Genomic DNA, 20,217 nt, shown 5'->3' with positions numbered 1-20,217 from the left:
AGCCCATCTGCATTTCCAACGCATGAGTCAACAAGCCGAAGCCGACGTTCAGCCCATTCAGTCTAATGGTGCCCTGAATGGGTCGGTTGATCAGTTAGACCCCAAACAGTTTATTATCATTAAGGGGGCTAAAGTCCACAATTTAAAGAGTCTCGACGTGGCCATTCCGCGCAACAAACTGGTGGTGGTCACGGGTTTGTCGGGGTCGGGCAAGTCGTCGCTGGCGTTCGATACACTCTTTGCCGAAGGGCAGCGCATGTATGTCGAGAGCCTCAGCAGCTACGCCCGGCAGTTTCTGGGCCGGATGGAAAAGCCCGAAGTCGAGTACATCAAGGGTGTGTCGCCGGCCATCGCCATCGAGCAGAAGGTGACCTCGCGCAACCCGCGGTCAACCGTAGGTACGTCGACTGAAATCTACGATTACCTCAAACTACTGTATGCCCGTGTCGGCATTACCTATTCGCCCGTTTCGGGTGGGGTAGTAAAAAAAGATACCGTCACCGACGTAGTGAATTTCATCTTCGCCCAGCCCGAAAGTCAGCGGGTGATGGTGATGGCGCCGCTGCACCTCCGCGAAGACCGCCCCCTGACTGCCGAGCTGAAAATTCTGCTCCAGAAAGGCTACACGCGGCTGGTTTCGGAAGGGCAGGTGCTTCAGATCGAGGCTGTTATTGATGGAGACGGAAGCCCGTCATCTAGCCTCCCTTCCTCCGACTTATACATTCTCATCGACCGGGGTACGGTGATCCTGGACGAAAACGGCCAACCCGACGAAGACACGCAGTACCGCTTCTCCGATTCGGTGCAGACGGCTTTCAACGAAGGCGAAGGCGCCTGCCGCGTCGATGTGGTGGGCGTTGAGGTACGTGACTTCTCCGACCGGTTCGAACTGGATGGTGTTGCCTTCGAGGAGCCGAGCGTTAACCTGTTCACGTTCAATAATCCCTACGGCGCCTGCCGCCGTTGCGATGGCTTCGGGAAGGTGTTGGGTATTGACCCCGATCTGGTCATTCCCGACAAAAATCTGTCGGTGTTTGAAGGGGCTATTATGCCCTGGCGAAGCGAGAAGATGAGCGAGGAGTTCCTGAAACCCCTGCTGCGCAACGGCATCCGGTTCGACTTCCCCATCCATCGGCCTTATAAAGAACTGACGCCCGAGCAGCAGGAGGTGCTCTGGACGGGCAACCAGTATTTCAGTGGCCTGAACGATTTCTTTTCGTTTGTCGAAAGCCAGACGTTCAAGGTGCAATACCGCGTGATGCTGTCGCGCTACCGGGGCAAAACCACTTGTCCGGAGTGCCGGGGCTCGCGCCTCCGCCGTGATGCCAGCTTCGTGAAGGTGGGCGGCAAGTCGATTACCGACTTGGTGCTGATGCCCATCGCTCAGACGGCGCAGTTCTTCCGTACGCTTGCGTTGCCCGAAGGCGATCGTAAAGTAGCCGACCGGATTCTGGTCGAGATCCAGAACCGGCTCGATTACATGGAGCGCGTGGGACTTGGCTATCTGACGCTCAACCGGCTGACCAACAGTTTGTCGGGTGGAGAGTACCAGCGGATTAAGCTGGCAACGTCGCTCGGCTCGGCGCTCGTGGGGTCGATGTATATTCTCGACGAACCCAGTATCGGGCTGCATCCACGCGATACCCAACGGCTCGTAAGCGTGCTCGAAACCCTGCGCGACATGGGTAACACCGTGATTGTGGTGGAGCACGAAGAAGAAGTGATGCGCGCCGCCGATCAGATCATCGACATCGGTCCCGAAGCGGGTTCTGGTGGTGGTCACCTCGTGTTCCAGGGAACATGGGACGACATTGCGGGGGGCACGGAGCAGGGAGCAGGGGGGAGCCTTTCTGCTGCATACCTTTCCGACCTGCACTCCCACACTCTCGACTTTCTGACGGGGCGGGAAACCGTGCCGGTGCCGACGTTCCGGCGCAAGCCAACGCACTGGATTGACCTGAAGGGTGCGCGTGAAAACAACCTCAAAGACGTCGACGTACGTTTCCCGCTCAATACAATGGCTGTCGTGACGGGCGTGTCGGGATCGGGCAAATCGACGCTGATTCGGAAAGTGCTCTACCCCGCGCTTAGTCGGATGAAAGGCGAAGGGGGCGAAGAGTCGGGTAAATACACCGAACTCACGGGGTCGGTGGACCGGATTGCGGCGATCGAGATGATCGATCAGAATCCGATTGGCAAATCGAGCCGATCGAACCCCGTCACCTACATCAAGGCCTATGACTACCTCCGGCAGGTGATGGCCGACCAACCCATCTCGAAAGCGCGGGGCTATAAACCCAGCCAGTTTTCGTTCAACGTCGACGGCGGGCGTTGCGAGGTGTGTCAGGGCGAAGGCGAGGTGAAAGTCGAGATGCAGTTCATGGCCGACATTTACCTCAAATGCGAAGGCTGCGGCGGTAAACGCTTCAAGCAGGAAACGCTGGAGGTCACGCTCGGCGACAAAAACGTGTCGGACATTCTCGACATGACCGTCGACGAAGCCATTGACTTTTTCCGGAAAGTCGAGCCGAAGATGGTCGACAAGCTGCTGCCGTTGCAGGAAGTAGGTCTCGGCTACATCGGCCTGGGGCAGTCGGCCAATACGCTGTCGGGTGGTGAGGCGCAACGCGTGAAGCTGGCGTCGTTCCTGACGAAGGGTAACCCCAACAAAGGCAAGACGCTGTTCATTTTTGACGAACCCACCACCGGCCTGCATTTTCACGACATCCGTAAGCTGCTGAAAGCCATCAACGCACTGGTTGATCAGGGCGATTCGGTGATTATCATCGAGCACAATATGGAGGTGATCAAATCGGCCGATCACATCATCGACTTGGGCAAAGAAGGCGGCGACACGGGTGGGTACGTTACCTTCACCGGCACGCCCGAAGAGATGACCAAACTCGACGAAGGCGTCAGCTACACGGCTGATTTCCTGAAAGGGAAAGTGTAGTTTAAAGTTTAACGTCTAGCGTTTAAGGTTGGCTGATGCATTCTCTGTGTGTGTCAGCCAACCTTAAACGCTAGACGTTAAACTTTAAACCCTATTTTTACCCCATTAAACGCTGCTAACCATATATCCGCCTGTTCTGCGTGCCCTCAACGGCACCGGGAACGGTATGTCTGATTTTTCATCATCAGCCGGTTAGCCGTATGCATACAATTTCACAATCAACGATTTCTATTTTGGGCGGTGCCGGCAAAGCCGGACGGCCCCTTGTGCAGGCAGCCCTTGGCGCGGCATACCGCGTTCGACTGCTGCTTCGCCACCCCGATCAGTCTACGATCCGGGATACTAATCTCACGATTCTACCGGGCGATGCCCGCGATGCCGACGCCCTCCGCGACCTGCTGACGGGTAGTTCTGCCCTGCTGAGCACGCTGGGCCACCCGAAGGGTGAAACTGTGCCCATCACGTCGGGCGTTACCCGTGGGATTATCGCGGCGATGACACAGGCGGGCATCAGCCGGTACGTAGTCGTGTCCAGCCTGTTTGATACGGGGCAGGAACCACTCGACGGCCCAACCCGCGCCGCTGCCGACTACATGCAACAGCATTTTCCGGCCATGATGAACGACCGCCGTGTAGAGTATCAGCTGTTGCACGACAGCGATCTCGACTGGACGTACGTGCGTGTACCCCACATTTTGCCGGAAGCCGAAGCGGCTGGGTACGTTGTGGCGGCGCATCAGCTGCCCGGCCAACACATTGCCGGAGTAGATCTGGCCCGTTTCCTGATCGATCAACTCACCGATCGGTCGTACCATCGGCAGGCGCTGTTTGTGGCTAGTCGGTCGTAAGTAGCCAGCCCGGTTGGCGGTCTGTTTGGGTCGCTGACCGGGCTTTCGCAAAACGGTATATCTTCGCTGACTAACTGCTTTAGATCCAGTTAAATCCGTTTTGCTGCATGAAAAAACTGCTACTATCCGCCCTCTTTTTGCTGCACCTGATCACTGCCTTACAGGCGCAGTCTACGACAAGCTGCTACAACGATCTGGCGCAGATGGTTACCCTCAACAAACCGTTGGCGGGTGAACGTATTGTCCGGTATGCGCTGACACCGAGCGTAGTTCCGATCAACAGTACGCAACAGGTCTTGCTCGAGGTGACAACGACAGGACAACCTACCGAGTTGCGCATGGTTAACGAAACCACGCAGACAACAGTAACGCTGAACGACAACGGCAGCAACGGCGACAAGAAAGCCAAAGACGGCATTTTTTCGGCCAACATGGCGCCTCCTGCTGGCAAATGGGCCGAGCCTTTCTTTGGGTTCATTCGCCTGTTTGTGGGCACTACACAGATCTCGCAGGTCAACGGGTTCATCCTGCTACTCCCCGCCGACGTACCCGTTGTTACGCCCAGGAAAATCGACAACAGCACCCAGTATTCGGATTACGTCTTCAACATCGTCGTTCCGTCGACGATCAATACCCCGGCCGATAATGACCGGCAGGCGTACACCAAAACGTTTTATAAATACCACGCCGACGAGTTTGATTTTATCAATTACGTGCTTGTGCCCGGCTTTTTGGATAACCGCTATCACGCCACGATCAACAACACCGTGCAGGGTATTGGCTTCGGTACCGGGCCTGCCAATGGCGGTGTTCCGTTTGGTAGCGCGGGGCGGCTGATCGGCTACAATCAGTTTCCGCTGCCCAGCTTATTCGACGGGGCCAACCAGGGCTACATTCACGAAATAGCGCATCAGTGGATTAACCAGTCGAGCAAAAGCTTTTTAAAAGATGGGGTTCCGCATTGGCCTATCTCCAACCTGGCTACGGCCGTCATGGGCTACAGCGGCGGCGCCACCAAGCAGGGCAGCAATTTCAACTACAACTTCGTGGACCTTGGCGATAGCTGGCGGCTGGACTACAACCCCAAGACGGTCGAAGGCGGCTACAACGACTGGGAGCTGTACATGATGGGGTTACTCGCCCCCGCCGATGTGAAACAGACCGCCATCATTTTCAAAGACCAGACCAACGTACCTGCGGGCGGTACATTCCCCAAAACGGCGTTCAATACCTACAGCATCAACGACTTTATCGCCATCGAAGGCCCACGGGTGCCTAACGCCACGCAGAGCCAGAAACGGTACGCCATCGCCTCTATCGTGCTGTCGGAAAGCCTGCTCACGCCCACCGAAATGGCTTATTACGATTACATGGCCAAACGCGCCGAGGGTCGGACAGCGATGCAAGCAACCGAGGGCTTGATATCATACATGGGCAAGCCGTTTCAGGTTGCTACGGGCGGCCGCGCTACGTTGCGGGCGTTGCTCAACACCAACGTCAACTGCGCCAACGTACCCACGCGACCCACCATTGGCGTCAGCGGGGGGGCAACCTTTTGTCCGGGCGGTTCGGCGTTGCTGGTAGCGCCTCAGAGCGATACGTACATCTGGTATCTCAACGGCGTGCCTCTGCCCGACCGCACGGCTTCGCTCACCGTTACACAGGCCGGTAACTATGCGCTGTCGGTCAGGAATGCAGCTGGATGCAACAGCTTGCTTTCGAATGAAATAGCCATAACGACGAGTGCAACTCCGGCAACGCCTGCGGTAACCGTGGCTGGTAGCGCCTCGGTCTGTATGGGCTCGGCTGTGTCGTTGACCGCCGACGGAGCGGGCGTTACTTACCAGTGGCTGCTCAACGGCGCGCCTATCGCGGGTGCCGTGTCGCCAACGTATTCGGCCACGGCATCGGGCAATTATACCGTCACGGCACGTAACACGAGCAATTGTGTGAGCACGGCTTCGTCGCCCGTGGCCGTCAGCATCAATGCCATCCCGGCCAAACCGACCATCACCGCCACGGCCAACGGGCTGACGTCGAGCAGCCCGACGGGCAATCAGTGGCTCCTGAATGGGGCCGTGATTCCGAATGCGACCGGGCAAACGTTTACCAATACGGCGGTGGGTACGTATGCCGTACGCGTTACGACCAACGGCTGTAGCAATGTGTCAGACGCGTTTGTGCTGACAGCCAGCGAGCCAACGTTGCGCGTGAACCTGCGCCACGTACCCAACCCGGCGGGTCAGATGGCATACATCTCGTTTACGCTGCCGAGCGCCGGCGCTATAACCCTGCGGTTGCTGAGCAGTTCAGGTACGTTGGTCAGGACACTCGCCGAGGGCACGTACCCAGCCGGTACGCACCGGATTGGAGTGGATACGAGCACGTGGTCGGCGGGTCTGTACCTGTACCGGCTCGACACGGGCGATTACAGCCAGACCAACAAACTGATGGTAACGCGCTAATCTTGACGGGGTAAGCGAAGGCCGCAGTTTGCCCCCTCCGCCGTTATGCCGTAACTTTCGCCGTTGCCTACTGAATACGCCTTGCCATGAAAGCACTGATCGTCTGCACGAGCCACTCCAACTACCCGACCAAGCCCCAGAAGACGGGCCTTTGGCTCAGCGAGGCTACGCATTTCTACGACGAATTGCAGGATCGGAATATCCAGTTCGACTTTGTAAGCCCGCAGGGTGGCCCGATTCCGCTCGATGAGCGCAGCGTCGAATCGCGCGATAACACCAACGATAAGTGGACGCATAACCCGGTGTTTCAGGAGAAACTGGCCAATTCGCTGCGGCCCGATCAGGTACGTGCTGCCGATTACCAGATCATCTATTTTACGGGCGGCCACGGTACCATGTGGGATTTCCCGAACAACGAAGCCCTACAGGCCATCACGCGACAGATCTATGAACACGGGGGTATGGTGGCGGCGGTTTGCCACGGTGTGGCGGGCCTGCTCAACGTGACGCTCTCCGACGGCACGCCCTTCCTGAAAGACAAACAGGTGACGGGCTTTTCCAACATGGAAGAAAAACTGGTCCGGCTCGATGGCGAAGTGCCGTTTTTGCTGGAAGATGAGCTGAAAAAACGCGGCGCGATCTACAGCAAATCGCTGATTCCATACATGCCGCACTTAGAGGTCGATGAGCGCCTCATCACCGGCCAGAATCCCCTCTCCGCCCGCAAAGTCGGTCGGAAAGTGGTGGAAGAGATGTTTGAAAAGTAGTCTTCTGTTTGCTGTTCACTGTCCTCTGTTGGCTGACGCATACATACACGTGCGTCAGCCAACAGAGGACAGTGAACAGCAAACAGAAGACTCCCCTTACTCCATCGCCATCTCGACGTGGGCGGGGGTTTCGATCTTCTTACCAATGAAGAGCAGCAACAGCGGCACACAGACCAGGAAGAAACCGCCAATAATCAGGAAGGCATCGGCGTAGGTCATCACCAGCGCCTGTTTCACTACCGATCCTTGCAACAGCCGGTACGCCTTGCTGGTGGCCGTTACCAGCGCGTCGCCTTTCGACAGGAATAGCTGCGTATACTGCCGTAGCCGCTCGGCCGAGAGGGGGTTGTAAAGCGAGATGTTATCACCCAGCCGCGAGCTGTGAAAGACCGTCCGGGTCGAGATATAGGTTGTCATGATGGCCGTACCGAACGTACCGCCCAACTGCCGGATGGTGTTCGACAGGGCCGATCCCTGCGGAATCTCGACGGGCTTCAGGTCAGCCAGCGTCACGGTGGTTAACGGGATGAAAATCAGTCCCATACCGATGCCCCGGATAATGAGCGGCCAGAAGAAATATTCGGGACCCGCTTCCAGGCTGATGTACGACAGATCGAAACAGAAGCCGAAGAAGAGCACGAAGCCGATGCCAGCGTAGACGATGGGCGAGGTGAAATTCTTTTTCATCAACCCACCCACCACGGGCATCATCAGGCCGGTGGCGAGCGAGCCTGGCATCAGCAGCAACCCGGTTTGGCTCGCCGTGAAGCCCAGAATGGTCTGGCAGAACACCGGGATAATAAACACCGACGCAAACAGCCCGAAGCCCAGAATGAAGTTGAACAACGTACCCACCGCGTAACGCCGCAAGCGGAGTAATCGTAGGTCAAGAATAGGGATGTCGACGGTCAGTTGCCGCCAGATAAAGCCGATGATGCACAACACGGCGGCGGTGGTCATGATGGTGATAAAGCTCGAATCGAACCAGTCGTTTTCCTGTCCTTTTTCGAGAATGATCTGCAACCCACCGATACCCACGATCAGCATGATCAGCGCCAGCCAGTCCATACTGCCCGCCGCGACCTTCTCCGTCGGTTCTTTGATGTAAGCGTAGGTCATCACGGTGGCCAGAATGCCGAACGGGATGTTGATGTAGAACACCCAGTTCCACGAGAGATTGTCGGTAATGTAGCCACCCAGCGTAGGACCAATCGATGGCCCGATGATCACGCCCATCCCGAAGATGGCGTTGGCGATGCCAATGTCTTCTTTCGGAAACGTCTGGATCAGAATGGATTGAGCTGTGGTGAGTAAGCCGCCCCCGCCAATGCCCTGCAAGACCCGGAAAAAGACGAGTTCCCACACGTTGGTCGACAGGCCGCAAAAGACCGACGCGATGGTAAAGACGACGATGGAGGCCGCGAAGTAATTCCGCCGCCCCAGCTTGGCGCTGAGCCAACCCGACATCGTAATCATGACCGCACTGGCCGCCGCATAGCCCGTTACGACCCAGCTAATATCGCCCAGCGACGCGCCGAGGTTGCCCATCATCTGGTTCAGCGTCACGTTGACGATGGACGAGTCGATGGTCTGGAGCAGCGCTGCCGTCGTCACGGTCAGGACAACGATCCATTTATCAAAGCCTAATTTCATAAATTGTTTGAGGTTTGACGTCTGACGTTTAAGGTTAAGACGCAGTAGTTGCACTGAACCTCAAACCTTAAACGTCAGACATTAAACTACTTCTGAATATCCACGGCTACGGTTGCGCTCATGCCGGGGCGCAGGCGGGCGAAGAGGGGACTGTTTTTGGCTAATTCGATCCGTACCGGAATCCGCTGCACTACTTTGACGTAGTTGCCCGTAGCGTTGTCGGGCGGTAGCAGCGAGAATTTGGCACCCGTGGCACCGGCAAACGAACCAACGCGGCCCGTGAATTTCTCGCCATCGAAGGCGTCGACTTCAACGTTAACCAGTTGTCCCGGCTGCATCTGCCCCACCTGCGTTTCTTTGAAGTTGGCCGTTACCCACAGGTTGTCATTGCCAACCACCGAGCACAGCGCCTGACCCGCCTGAATCAGCTGCCCTACCTGCACCGACCGTTTCGAAATCACGCCCGACGCCGGTGCCCGCACAATCGTGTACGACAGTTGCAGGTTGGCCAGATCGAGTTCGGTCTGCCGTTGTTTGATCGTTGCCTGCACCACCGAAATCTGGCTTTCTGTAGCCCGGCGCTGCGAGTTGGTGATACCTGTTTGGGTACCGGCCGCGCTCACCTGCGACTGCGCCGTTTGGAGCTGCGCCTGTGCGGCCTGTACCTGTGCCTGCGCCGCATCACGTTCGGCCTGTATGGCGTCGAACTGTTGTTGCGGCACCGTTTTTTCGGCTAATAACCGGCTGTACCGGTCAAAATCCTGGCTTGCTTTGCGGGCACGGGCCTGAGCAGCGGCCAGATTGGCCTGCGCCGTAGCGACCTGATTACGGGCCGTCTGTACGGTTGCCTGCGAACTCTGAATCGTGGCGGCCGCCACGTTTACCTGCGACCGGCTCACACCAACACCGGCCTGCGCGCTTTGCAGGGCAGCTTCGGCCTGCGCCACCCGGATGCGGTAATCGGCATCGTCGATCACAAAGAGCGTGTCGCCTTCGTGCACAAACTGGTTGTCTTTAAAGCGAATGGCTTTCACGTACCCACCTACTTTGGGCGTTACGGGATCAACGTCGCCGTCGATTTGGGCGTCGTCGGTGGTTTCATAGCGTTGCAGGTACCGAAACTCGCTGTACCCAAAGAAAAGCGCAGCGACCAGAATAAGAACGCCCCCTACGCGGAGCAATAACTTGGTATTCATAAGGTTGTATCGAAAACGGTTAATTAAGGTTGATGCCGCTCGCTTTCAGGAGCCGCTGGTAGGCCAGTTGGGCGTCGACGGTCGCGTTGATCACGTTGAGCTGGGCCTGAATCAGGAAACTGTCGGCTTCGAGCAGGTCGGTTGAACCCACCAGTCCGTTGCGGAACCGCGATTCGGCGAGGCGGTAATTCTCCTGCGCCTGATCGACCGCCGTGCGGATCACACTCTGCTGCTCAATCGCCAGCTGGTAATTGTTGTAGGCTGTCACCACTTCCGACCGGATCTGGTCGGTTTGCTGTTGCCCCTGAATCGTGGCCTGATCGATCGCCGTTTTGGCGGTGTTCAGGCGACCTTTCAGGTTGTAAAGCGACCCGATGTTGTAGCTGATACCCGCTCCCACGTTCCAGGCGCTGATAAACGAATTGCCTTCGGGAATCACCCGCGCCGACGGGTTGATGTAATTGTAGCCCGCCGATACACCCAGGTGCGGATACATGGCACTTTTTACGTTGGTCAACTGCGCGTCGGCCGCCTGAACACGCAGGTTGTTGGCCTGCACCTCGGGACGTACCTGAACGGCTTTCGTCAGAAAATCGCTCATCGGGGCGAGTGTCGTGGCTGGGTTGCGCAGGGTCGTATCGACCGAAATAGGCTGATTGTCAGGCTGACCAATCAGCAAACCGAAGTTATACAGGGCCGTCTGGCGCGACTTTTCCACCTGTTGCCGACTCAGTTGCAGGTTGTTGCGCTGAAGCTGAATCTTCAACACTTCGTTGGCCGTGACGACCCCCTCTTTCTGCAAATTTTTGGCTTCGCGTTCCCGCTCGTCAAACTGCCGGATGTTCTGTTCGATTACCGCCGTCGACCGAATCAGCTTCACGATGTTGTAATACGCTTCCGTAACCGTGTAGACCAGTTCTTCCCGGTTGCGCTGCGCATCGAGTTTGCTGGCTTGGGCCAGTAGGTCGGCGGAAAGCTTCGCCGATTTTTCGGCAAATCCACCAAAAACTTCCTTGCTGACCGTTACGCCACCGATCGTGGCGGGAAACGACCCCGCCGGAATGCCAAACAGCGGTTTGCCGTCTGAGCCCTCTCCGAAAGCAAAGGGGCCCGTGAGGCTATAACGCGAATAGGCCAGCGAAGCGGTGGCCTGCGGCAGGTTGCGGTCTTTTACTTCCTGCGCCCGGGCCTGAGCGGCTTGGGTACGCGAATCGGCCAGTTTGAGGCCTTTGTTGTTTTTCAACGCGAGTTGGATGGCCTGATCCAGCGGCAACACCTGAGGTGCAGGTTGGGCCAGCGCCCCTCCAACGCTCAGGCTCCACAAACTCAGGCCAACGAGGTACTTCTTCATCTTACTTGGTACGAATTTTAGTCAGGAGTGTATTCAGGGTATTCACTTCATCGTAGGTCAGGTGGCTGACGATGGATTCAAAATCGTTGAACTCAGTCGCTACTTTTTCCACGAACTGAATCGACTCACTCGTGAGCCGCAGGTTCACGCGGCGGCGGTTGTCGGGGTCGACTTCGCGCACTACCAGGTTCTTGGCCACGAGGCGGTCGACCAGTCGGGTCAGGTCGGGATTCAGGTCGTTGAGCTTCTCTTTAAGTTCGCCCGCCGTCAGGCTATTGGGGTAGACCTCTGAGAGCCGCCGAAGGGCTACGTACTGCTGTACTGACAGATCAAACGGGGCCAGTTTCTGCGCGAAATAGTTGACGATATAGCCATCTGTCTTATGCAGGTTGGCGATAAGTCGGTGATATTCATTGCGATAAGGCTTATTCATGACGGCTGATAGGCTGGTAAAGGTATAACCAATAGTTGTTTGAACGAATTTCGTTTAAACGAAATTTAATCCAATTATAAGATCAGCCACCCAGTGCGCCAGATAGGGCAACAGGTGGCTGATGAAAGGGTATTCCAGGAAAAGAGCTAGATCACTACGTGGGGGAAGAGCGACCGGAACGTAGGCAGAATCTGGTCTTTTTCCGACACGTTGGGGTTGGTAATGCCCCAGTCGATATTCAGGTCGGGATCATCCCAGCGGATGCCACCTTCGGCGGCTTTGTTATACACGTTGGTGCATTTGTAGCTGAAGATACTGTCTTCGAGCGCCACAAAACCGTGGGCGAAGCCTTCAGGAATCCAGGCCATGTTGGCCATTTTGCCATCGAGCAGAAAGGTCTCGTACTGGCCAAACGTGGGCGAGTCGGGCCGCAGGTCAACGGCTACGTCGAGCACCTGCCCCGTGATCACCCGCACCAGCTTGCCCTGCGCGAAAGGCTCATTCTGGAAATGCAGCCCGCGCAATACGCCTTTGGTCGAGAACGATTGGTTATCCTGCACAAAATCCATCGGCAGGCCCAGCGACGTGAATAATGTCTTGTTGTATGATTCGAAGAAATGGCCGCGCTCGTCTTCGAAAACGCGGGGAATCAATTCAATCAGGCCGTCGATGGCCGTTTGACGCACTTGCATGTGAAGTTGTTTCGATGCTGAATCGGGAGCAAAAATAGACTTCCGCCGGGTACGTTCGTACTTTTGACCCACCGCAATTGATTAAAAGCATGAATTATCAGGCACTTTCGGCACTCATCAAGGCAAAACAATCCTACCTCTGTGTGGGGTTAGACACCGATATTCAGAAACTCCCACCGCATTTGCTGAGTGAGGCCGACCCCGTTTTTGCGTTCAACAAGGCCATTATCGACGCCACCGCGCCCTACGCCGTGGCTTACAAACCCAACATCGCGTTCTACGAAGCGCAGGGACCTCGCGGCTGGGAAAGCCTACAAAAAACGCTGGAATATATTCCGAACGATTGCTTCACCATCGCCGACGCCAAACGGGGCGACATCGGCAACACGTCGGGCCTGTATGCGCGCACGTTTTTCGATAAATCGGCCGCTGGGCTGGATTTCGACGCCGTGACGGTTGCGCCCTATATGGGCCACGATTCGGTGATACCCTTCCTCGACTACCCCGGGAAATGGGTGATTCTGCTGGCGCTGACGAGCAACCCCGGTAGTGCTGATTTTCAGCGTCAATCGGTCGATAATGATACGCAGGAACTGTTTGAGACGGTTATCGAAAAAGCCCAAACCTGGGCTACCCACGAGCAACTGATGTTTGTGGTGGGAGCCACGCAAGCCGAACAATTATGCCGCATCCGTGAACTGGCTCCGCAGCATTTCCTGCTCGTGCCGGGGGTAGGCGCGCAGGGCGGCTCGCTGGCCGATGTCTCGAAAAATGGCCTCACACCCGACGGTGGTTTGCTCGTTAATGCCTCGCGCAGCATTCTCTATGCCTCGTCAGGAACCGACTTCGCCGAAGCCGCCGCTGCCGAAGCTAAGGCTATTCAGCAGGAGATGGCTACTTTTTTGGTTTAAGGTCTGATGTTTGTAGTTTGAGGTTGGCTAACGCCCAGGAGTTCTCCGACGAAAGCCAACCTCAAACTACAAACATCAAACCTTTAACGAACCATTGCCCTTCATCCCTGCTTCCGAATCACCGGCTGAGCTCTCGCTCAAAGCCATTCTGGTGGGCGCCTTTTTTGGTGTCCTCTTTGGCGCCGCCACCGTTTACCTCTCGCTCAAAGCCGGGTTGTCCGTGTCGGCCTCCATCCCGATTTCGGTGCTGGCTATCTCGCTTGGGCGTCGGTTTCTGGGTACCACTATTCTCGAAAACAACATTATCCAGACCACCGGCTCGGCGGGGGAGAGCATCGCCTCGGGTGTTGTATTCACCATGCCGGGTTTTCTGTTTCTGACGGAAGGCGCCGGGACTAACTTCTTCAACTACTGGACGATCCTGACGCTGGCGATCATTGGCGGCTTGGTGGGTACGTTGATGATGGTGCCCCTGCGCCGGTCTCTGATTGTGGATGAACACGATACGTTACCCTACCCGGAAGGTACGGCCTGTGCGTCGGTGCTGATTGCCGGTGAAAAAGGTGGTGACTTCGCCCGAACGGCCTACTTGGGGCTGGGCGCGGCGTTTCTATATGCAGCCCTGCAAAAAGTGCTGCACATTGTGGCCGAGGTGCCGGTCTGGGCAACCAAACAGACCAACCGCTTTTTCCCATCGGCGCAGGTGGCGGGCGAAATTACGCCGGAGTACCTCGGGGTGGGCTATATCATCGGGTTTCGTATTTCGGCGGTGCTGGTAGCGGGTGGTTTCCTGGCCTGGCTGGGCCTGATTCCGCTGCTGGCGTCGCTGGTGCCGGGCGAAACCATTGCCCTGCAACTGCAAAAACTCGGTTACCTCGACGACCTGACCAAAGCTGGTGGTCCCGGTGGCTGGAATCCCGCGACCAAGTCATTTACCGACACAGCGGCGGCGGTGTACCGGGCCTACATCCGGCAAATTGGGGCTGGTGCTGTAACAGCAGGTGGTTTCATGACGCTGCTGAAAACCATCCCGACGATTGTCTCGTCGTTTCGGTCGTCGATCAGCAAGGGCGACGCCAAAACAGCCGCTGGCCCGGTACTACGGACTGATCTGGAACTGAGTGGCCGCACCGTCGTGATCGGCTGTCTGGTGTTGGTGGGCGTGATGGTGTTGCTGCCGCAGATTCCCGGCGATACGTACCTGACCAAGCTGCTGATTGCCATTCTGGTACTCGTATTCGGTTTTTTCTTCGTGACCGTCGCCAGCCGGATCGTCGGGCTGATTGGGTCGAGTTCGTCGCCGGTGTCGGGCATGACCATCGCTACCATTATGGGTACGGCGCTGATTTTCATCGGTATCGGCCTGACAGGACGTACCTACGAACCGGCGGTGCTGGTGGTGGGCAGCCTGATCTGCGTAGCAGCGGCCAACGCGGGGGCTACCTCGCAGGATTTGAAAACGGGGTATCTGGTCGGGGCTACGCCCCGCGCCCAGCAATTGGCCCTGTTCGTGGGCGTTGTGGTGTCGTCGGTGGTAGTTGGCGCTACGGTGAAGCTGCTCGATACGCCCACGCCCGATCTGGTGGCGCAGGGCATTACCCACGCGATTGGTTCTGACCGCTACCCCGCCCCGCAGGGTACGTTGATGGCGACACTCATCAAGGGCCTGCTGTCGTTCAACCTCGACTGGCAGTTTGTGCTGGTAGGAGCCGTGCTTGCGTTTGTGTTTGAACTGGTGGGCATCAGCGCGCTGGCATTTGCCGTGGGGTTGTACCTGCCGCTGTCGACGACGCTGCCCATTTTTGCGGGTGGTTGCGTCAAAGCCTTCGTCGACTGGCGGACGAAAAAGCCCATTGTGAAGCATTCGGGCGCGCCGCTGGAAGAAGAAACCGAAGAGACCGACGACCTGAGCAAAGGCAATCTGTTTGCTACGGGCCTCGTCGCTGGTGGAGCGCTGGCAGGCGTGTTGGTCGCGGGGTTGTCGGTCAATGAGGGGGCGTTCAGGGCGTTGTCGAGCCTGTCGCTCGAACCGTCGCTGGCGGAGGCGTTGGGCGAAGGCGGCTACATGCTGCTGGGTACGTTGGCATTCGTCGCGCTGGCCTTCACGCTGGGCCGCGTGGGCCTGAGCAAACCAGAGTAAACCGCTAGTTGTTAGCCTATTGTGTCAGTAGTTTGGAACAAGATTCGATACTGATGGCACAATAGGCTGTAAACCATTGCTTAAGATGTTGACCGAAACGAACCGCCCTAATTCTGTTCAGATATCACTAATGCGGCTTTTTGACCGGCCCATGCAACCTGATGAACTGGATAAAGTGCATCAGTTATTGATGGAGTACTACAGTGAGTTGATCGGCAATGAAGCAGACGAAATTATGCAGCAGAAAGGCTACACGCAGGCTAACCTCGACCAGATACTGAATCAGCAGCAGCGAACAAGGCCATGACTATGCTCCGGGTTGTTCTTGATACCAATTGCCTGATCGCCGCTATTCCCCGTTCGAGTGAGCACTATTGGCTGTATACAGCGTTTATGGCTCGTGACTTCGAATGGGTGGTTAGCCAGGAAATTCTGACTGAATACGAAGAAAAACTAAGTGAGTTTTATAGCCCTTCGCTGGCTCAAAATGTATTAAAATTGTTGGCTGTTGCACCGCATGTCATTCATGTCGAGGCGAGTTTTAAATGGCTGATGATTCGCCACGATCCGGATGATGACAAGTTCGCAGATGTCGCTTTCGCTGCCGGAGCGGATTATCTGGTCAGTAACGATACAGATTTTAATGTATTGGCTGAACGGGAGTACCCTAAAATCAAAGTAGTTCGACTGGAAGCGTTCAGGCAGTTAGTCGGGCGGTAACAAGCGAGCGAGACTGGTTGGCTATAGTTGGCTAATCGAGACTCATACAAACCTTAGTGTCCATTAGTTTAGGGCTCGATTCAACTTCTGTGTAGATGAAAACGATTCAAACCCTATTGCTGGCTCTGCTACTGAGCAGCACCACACTACTCACTGCCAAGGCGCAAACTACCTCATCAAAACCCGGCTCGTTGGCCGATGTTGCCTTACTCGAAGGCCACTGGCTGGGTACGTATAACGGCGGCCCCATCGAAGCATCCTGGACGGCCCCAGCCAGCGATAACATCATCGGCTACATCCGCATGATGAAGGACAACAAACCGTCGCTGTACGAACTGTTTGTCTTCGAGCAGACGGAACGCGGCCCGGTGGCGATGGTCAAGCACTTCAAACCCGGCATGATCGGCGTTGAAGAGAAAGATAAGTCGGATCGCTATGCGTTTATCAGTGCGCAGAAAAATCAGGCGCTGTTCGAGAAAGAAGACGGTTCCATCCGCATCATCTACGAACGTCGGTCGCCCACCCAGTTGGTCATTCAGCGTGGGCAGCAAAAAGACGGGCAATGGGCGTTCAGCGACCTGTTCATCTTCAATCAGGTACGTAAGTAGGCCACTGCCGAGTGTGGTTAGCGCAACTCATCGCCCATACGCTCGCTTTAAGTCGGTCAGCCGGGTTCTGTACTCCTTTTCGTAAGCGGTGTGCATACAGCCTTGTCGGGTTGCCCGTTGCAGGTAAGGGTAGAAAGCTGCCATCGTATCGTAATCACCTCGGGCATGCCACGCGATCCAATAGGCTTTATCGCCGAGTTGCCGCTTGGTATTATTGCAAGGCCAGCCGAAGCGCTTGAGAAGTTTCAGCAGGATGACTTGATTGGTTTGATCGTTGACGCTCATCAACCGCCACGCTTTTTGCGCTGCTTCATCCTGCCGGTTCATATCGGAACCAAGCTCTTTACGATACTGCTGATCAATACGATGCATGCGCTCGATGAGCTGGTTGCACTGCTCATGGGAAAGGGCATTGATGTTGATCGATGAATCGAGCTGGGGGCGGTACGTGAACCGCGAAGCTAGGTTTTCGATAAGGGTGTGACTGGTCTGAACCTGACAATAGCTTTGCTGTGTCAAGGTTATTGCCAGAATCAGAATGGTCGCGCGGCGCATTGACGAGTCAGAGAGAAGAAACAAGAAAGGCGCAGAGAAAACGAGTTTCCCTGCGCCTTTCTTATGTCATTACTACTGAGCCGAATGCTTCACATTCTCTGCGCATTCCTTCGCGCCCTTCGCGTTAGGAACTACATCTCCACGCTGAACGCCGAGAGCCGGACGAACTGATCGACGCGGTCCTGAATCTCGTCTTGCGTTAAGTTCAGGATACGCTCGGCACCGAACTTTTCGACGCAGAACGAGGCCATCGCCGATCCGTAGATGATGGCGCGTTTGAGGTTGTCGAACGAAAGATCGTCGGTTTTGGCAAGGTGGCCAATGAAGCCGCCGGCAAACGTGTCGCCCGCGCCGGTGGGGTCAAATACTTCTTCCAGCGGCAGAGCGGGTGCGGCAAAGATGCGGTCTTCGTGGAAAAGCAACGCGCCGTGTTCGCCCTTCTTGATGATGACCGTTTTGGGGCCCATTGCCCGGATGCTGGTGGCTGCCCGCACGAGCGCGTAGTCGCCGGTAAGCTGCCGGGCTTCTTCGTCGTTCAGCACCAGCACATCGACATCCTTGAGCAGCGCTTTCAGATCGGCGTTGGCAATCTCGATCCAGAGGTTCATGGTGTCGAGCACCACCAGTTTAGGGCGGTTGGTGAGCCGTTTCAACACCTGATGTTGAATAGCCGGCGCCGTGTTGCCCAGCATGAGGTACTGGCAGTTCTGGTATTGATCGGGAATGATGGGGTCGAAGTTTTCCATCACGTTGAGCTGCACCTCCACCGTGTCGCGGCTGTTCATGTCGTTGTGGTACTTGCCCGACCAGAAAAACGTTTTTTCGCCCTCCCGAATCTGCAAACCGTCAACGTTGACGCCGTGGCTCACCAGCGTGTCGATCATCGACTGCGGGAAATCGTCGCCCACCACGGCAACGAGGTTGTTGTTGGACGTGAAGTAGGAAGCTGAAAGCGTAATGTAGGTGGCGGCCCCGCCGATGATCTTATCGGTTTTGCCAAAGGGAGTTTCCAGTGCGTCGAAGGCGACCGACCCCACGGTGAGTAAGCTCATGCTATATATGCTGAAAATGAAGCCGCAAAGGTACGGATGTGGACAATAGAAAGGTATGGTCTCCGGACGGGCGATAAAACGGATGCAGATAAACGATTTTTGGGATAAACCAGCATCGGGCCGTTATTTTACAGCGTATGCGTCACGTATTTGAATCCGCGAGGTCCCACGCCACCATTCCTGTTGCCTCGCCAACACCTACCTTCTACTACCCCCTGTTGGCAATTGCAGCCGCCGTTTACCTGGTCTTTGCCTGTTATCGACTGACCGGCATTCCGCTTGGGTACGACGAACTGCTGTTTTGCAACGCAGCACTGGGCGGCGTCGACCCCGATCTGTTCAACTTCGTCAAGTGGGGCGACGTCCCTATTTTGCTGATGGACTACATCGGGGCCCTGAAAGCCTGGGTTTACTACCCCATTTTCAAACTGTTTGGCGTGTCGATCTGGTCAATTCGTCTGCCGATGGCCCTTCTCACGATAGGGGGACTGTTCTGGCTGGCCGACCTTGTCCGGCGCGAATGGGGTTGGCGGATGGCCCTGCTGGTCGCTTTCTTTCTGGCCTTCGATGCCAGTTTTATTCATTATACCCGCTTCGATACCGGTCCCAACGCGATCGAACTGTTTCTCAAAATTGCGTCGGTCGCTCTCTGGCTGCGCTTTGTGCAAACAAGCCGGGTACGTTACGTGGTCTGGATCGGCGTGGTTCTGTTGTTGGGGCAATTCAATAAACTCAATTTCATCTGGTACATCAACGCGTTTTACGCCGGGCTGGTGGTGGCCTACGGGCGCTGGGCGTTCGACTGGTGGCAGCAGGCGCGCCGAGCCAAACGGGTGCAGGCGCTCCTGGCGATCGGAGGAACGTACCTGCTGGCTGTGGTGTATCTGCTCGTGGCTAACCGACTGTTCGATGTGTTTGGCCAGAAAATTGGCAACGAGAAAGGCCTGGCTGAACCCTTCTTCCGGGTCTTCGACCTGTTTGGCGACGTGATGGGTGGCTCGGGCCTGATGGTGTATACCTACTGGTTTGGCTTTGGTGGCTGGCCGCAGTGGCTCTTTTCCGTTCAGCCCATCGTGGCGACGTTGCTGCTGGGTACGTCGGTGATCGTGGCAGGTACGTTGCTGTTCCGCGCCCGGCTGATCGGCCCCCTGGCGGCGCAGGATCGGCTATTCCTGTTTTCGACGGTAATCCTGTTTGCGCTGCTGGCGCAGATGTTTGTGACCGAACGCGCCCGCTACGGCTGGCATATTTTTGCTGTTTATCCGTTTGCTACGCTGTCTGGGCTGTATGCGATCAGGTGGTTGTGGGCTCGCTTGCCCGGTTCGGTAACCCTTAGTCGGCTGGGAACGGGGCTGACGATGGCCGCACTGTTCGGGCTGGTACTGACCACGCAGTTGTACATGATGAAGGGCCTGCGTCGGCAGCCGTTTTTGCACGGGGCGGCCATCAATCAGCTCATCGAGTACGCCCGCCCGACAAATCAGAAATTCGTGATCGTGGGCGGGGCCTGCACCACGCAGCTGATTACGATGACGCAGCAGCCCGACAAATATTACGAGTTGGCGTATCTGTTCAACGTCACGCATAAATTCCTGACCATTCGGGCCAAAGACCATGCTGAGTTTGCCCAAAAATACCTGACGAAGCCCGGCGAATACCTGTTCATCGATTCTACCAACCCGATGAACAGGGGCGAGGTCGCCCGCTTCCGCGATTTCTATTGTCGCCCCTTTCTCGACATCGTGGCTGAACACGGCCGACAGGTAGAGGTGGTCAAAGAAATCGACGGCCCGCCGGGTGGCGATGGCTATCGGATCTACCGGGTACGTCCCTGATTCACTAGCTAGAAGCACAAAAAAGGCCCGTCGCTTGC

General features: G+C 56.4%; 17 protein-coding genes. 10 read left to right on the top strand and 7 right to left on the bottom strand.

Annotated elements, in window-relative coordinates:
- Positions 1 to 22: 22 nt before the first annotated feature.
- From uvrA to ACAW74_RS06065, 4 genes are all read left to right on the top strand, one after another.
- Entirely contained in the window at positions 23 to 2,953 is a 2,931-nt protein-coding gene (uvrA, locus tag ACAW74_RS06080) for an excinuclease ABC subunit UvrA (RefSeq protein WP_370697318.1), read from the top strand.
- A gap of 200 nt (positions 2,954 to 3,153) precedes the next feature.
- Positions 3,154 to 3,801 (top strand): NAD(P)-dependent oxidoreductase, encoded by a 648-nt coding sequence (locus ACAW74_RS06075; RefSeq protein WP_370697317.1) that lies wholly within the window; start codon positions 3,154 to 3,156, stop codon positions 3,799 to 3,801.
- Between the two features lie 107 nt (positions 3,802 to 3,908).
- Positions 3,909 to 6,266, top strand: a complete 2,358-nt coding sequence (locus ACAW74_RS06070; RefSeq protein WP_370697316.1) for a T9SS type A sorting domain-containing protein — start codon at positions 3,909 to 3,911, stop codon at positions 6,264 to 6,266.
- 86 nt (positions 6,267 to 6,352) lie between these two features.
- The gene (locus ACAW74_RS06065; protein WP_370697315.1) at positions 6,353 to 7,033 is read left to right on the top strand and encodes a type 1 glutamine amidotransferase domain-containing protein; all 681 of its coding nucleotides are present in this window, start codon (positions 6,353 to 6,355) and stop codon (positions 7,031 to 7,033) included.
- 96 nt (positions 7,034 to 7,129) lie between these two features.
- Here ACAW74_RS06065 and ACAW74_RS06060 read toward each other — a convergent pair whose 3' ends face one another.
- The 5 genes from ACAW74_RS06060 to rfbC form a co-directional block, all read right to left on the bottom strand.
- Complete coding sequence (locus ACAW74_RS06060; RefSeq protein ID WP_370697314.1) at positions 7,130 to 8,686, bottom strand: DHA2 family efflux MFS transporter permease subunit; 1,557 nt, start codon at positions 8,684 to 8,686, stop codon at positions 7,130 to 7,132.
- A gap of 86 nt (positions 8,687 to 8,772) precedes the next feature.
- Positions 8,773 to 9,882, bottom strand: a complete 1,110-nt coding sequence (locus ACAW74_RS06055; RefSeq protein WP_370697313.1) for an HlyD family secretion protein — start codon at positions 9,880 to 9,882, stop codon at positions 8,773 to 8,775.
- Positions 9,883 to 9,901: 19 nt separating this feature from the next.
- Positions 9,902 to 11,233 carry a TolC family protein gene (locus ACAW74_RS06050; RefSeq protein ID WP_370697312.1) on the bottom strand — a complete coding sequence of 444 codons (1,332 nt, stop codon included), beginning with the start codon at positions 11,231 to 11,233 and terminating at the stop codon, positions 9,902 to 9,904.
- 1 nt (position 11,234) lies between these two features.
- A complete protein-coding gene (locus ACAW74_RS06045; RefSeq protein WP_370697311.1) occupies positions 11,235 to 11,666 on the bottom strand; it encodes a MarR family winged helix-turn-helix transcriptional regulator in 432 nt (143 codons plus the stop codon).
- A gap of 146 nt (positions 11,667 to 11,812) precedes the next feature.
- On the bottom strand, positions 11,813 to 12,358 hold the full coding sequence (gene rfbC / locus ACAW74_RS06040) for a dTDP-4-dehydrorhamnose 3,5-epimerase (protein WP_370697310.1): 546 nt from the start codon (positions 12,356 to 12,358) through the stop codon (positions 11,813 to 11,815).
- A gap of 89 nt (positions 12,359 to 12,447) precedes the next feature.
- Here rfbC and pyrF point away from each other — a divergent pair, with 89 nt between their 5' ends.
- The 5 genes from pyrF (at position 12,448) to ACAW74_RS06015 (ending at position 16,737) form a co-directional block, all read left to right on the top strand.
- The gene (pyrF, locus tag ACAW74_RS06035) at positions 12,448 to 13,269 is read left to right on the top strand and encodes an orotidine-5'-phosphate decarboxylase (RefSeq protein ID WP_370697309.1); all 822 of its coding nucleotides are present in this window, start codon (positions 12,448 to 12,450) and stop codon (positions 13,267 to 13,269) included.
- A gap of 94 nt (positions 13,270 to 13,363) precedes the next feature.
- Entirely contained in the window at positions 13,364 to 15,409 is a 2,046-nt protein-coding gene (locus ACAW74_RS06030; protein ID WP_370697308.1) for an OPT family oligopeptide transporter, read from the top strand.
- Positions 15,410 to 15,494: 85 nt separating this feature from the next.
- Positions 15,495 to 15,716 carry a DUF8507 family protein gene (locus ACAW74_RS06025; RefSeq protein WP_502918606.1) on the top strand — a complete coding sequence of 74 codons (222 nt, stop codon included), beginning with the start codon at positions 15,495 to 15,497 and terminating at the stop codon, positions 15,714 to 15,716.
- Positions 15,717 to 15,718: 2 nt separating this feature from the next.
- Entirely contained in the window at positions 15,719 to 16,129 is a 411-nt protein-coding gene (locus ACAW74_RS06020; RefSeq protein WP_370697306.1) for a putative toxin-antitoxin system toxin component, PIN family, read from the top strand.
- A gap of 95 nt (positions 16,130 to 16,224) precedes the next feature.
- Entirely contained in the window at positions 16,225 to 16,737 is a 513-nt protein-coding gene (locus ACAW74_RS06015; RefSeq protein WP_370697305.1) for a DUF6265 family protein, read from the top strand.
- A gap of 27 nt (positions 16,738 to 16,764) precedes the next feature.
- Here ACAW74_RS06015 and ACAW74_RS06010 read toward each other — a convergent pair whose 3' ends face one another.
- On the bottom strand, positions 16,765 to 17,292 hold the full coding sequence (locus ACAW74_RS06010) for a hypothetical protein (RefSeq protein WP_370697304.1): 528 nt from the start codon (positions 17,290 to 17,292) through the stop codon (positions 16,765 to 16,767).
- Positions 17,293 to 17,423: 131 nt separating this feature from the next.
- Positions 17,424 to 18,344: a PfkB family carbohydrate kinase gene (locus tag ACAW74_RS06005; RefSeq protein ID WP_370697303.1), complete on the bottom strand. Its 921-nt coding sequence runs from the start codon at positions 18,342 to 18,344 to the stop codon at positions 17,424 to 17,426.
- Between the two features lie 218 nt (positions 18,345 to 18,562).
- Here ACAW74_RS06005 and ACAW74_RS06000 point away from each other — a divergent pair, with 218 nt between their 5' ends.
- A complete protein-coding gene (locus ACAW74_RS06000; protein ID WP_370697302.1) occupies positions 18,563 to 20,179 on the top strand; it encodes a glycosyltransferase family 39 protein in 1,617 nt (538 codons plus the stop codon).
- Positions 20,180 to 20,217: the final 38 nt, after the last annotated feature.

The sequence above is a fragment of the Fibrella musci genome, from assembly GCF_041321105.1.
Classification (GTDB): domain Bacteria; phylum Bacteroidota; class Bacteroidia; order Cytophagales; family Spirosomataceae; genus Fibrella; species Fibrella musci.
The sequence above is the reverse complement of the archived record's forward strand: the minus strand, read 5'-3'. Positions and strand labels throughout refer to the sequence as shown.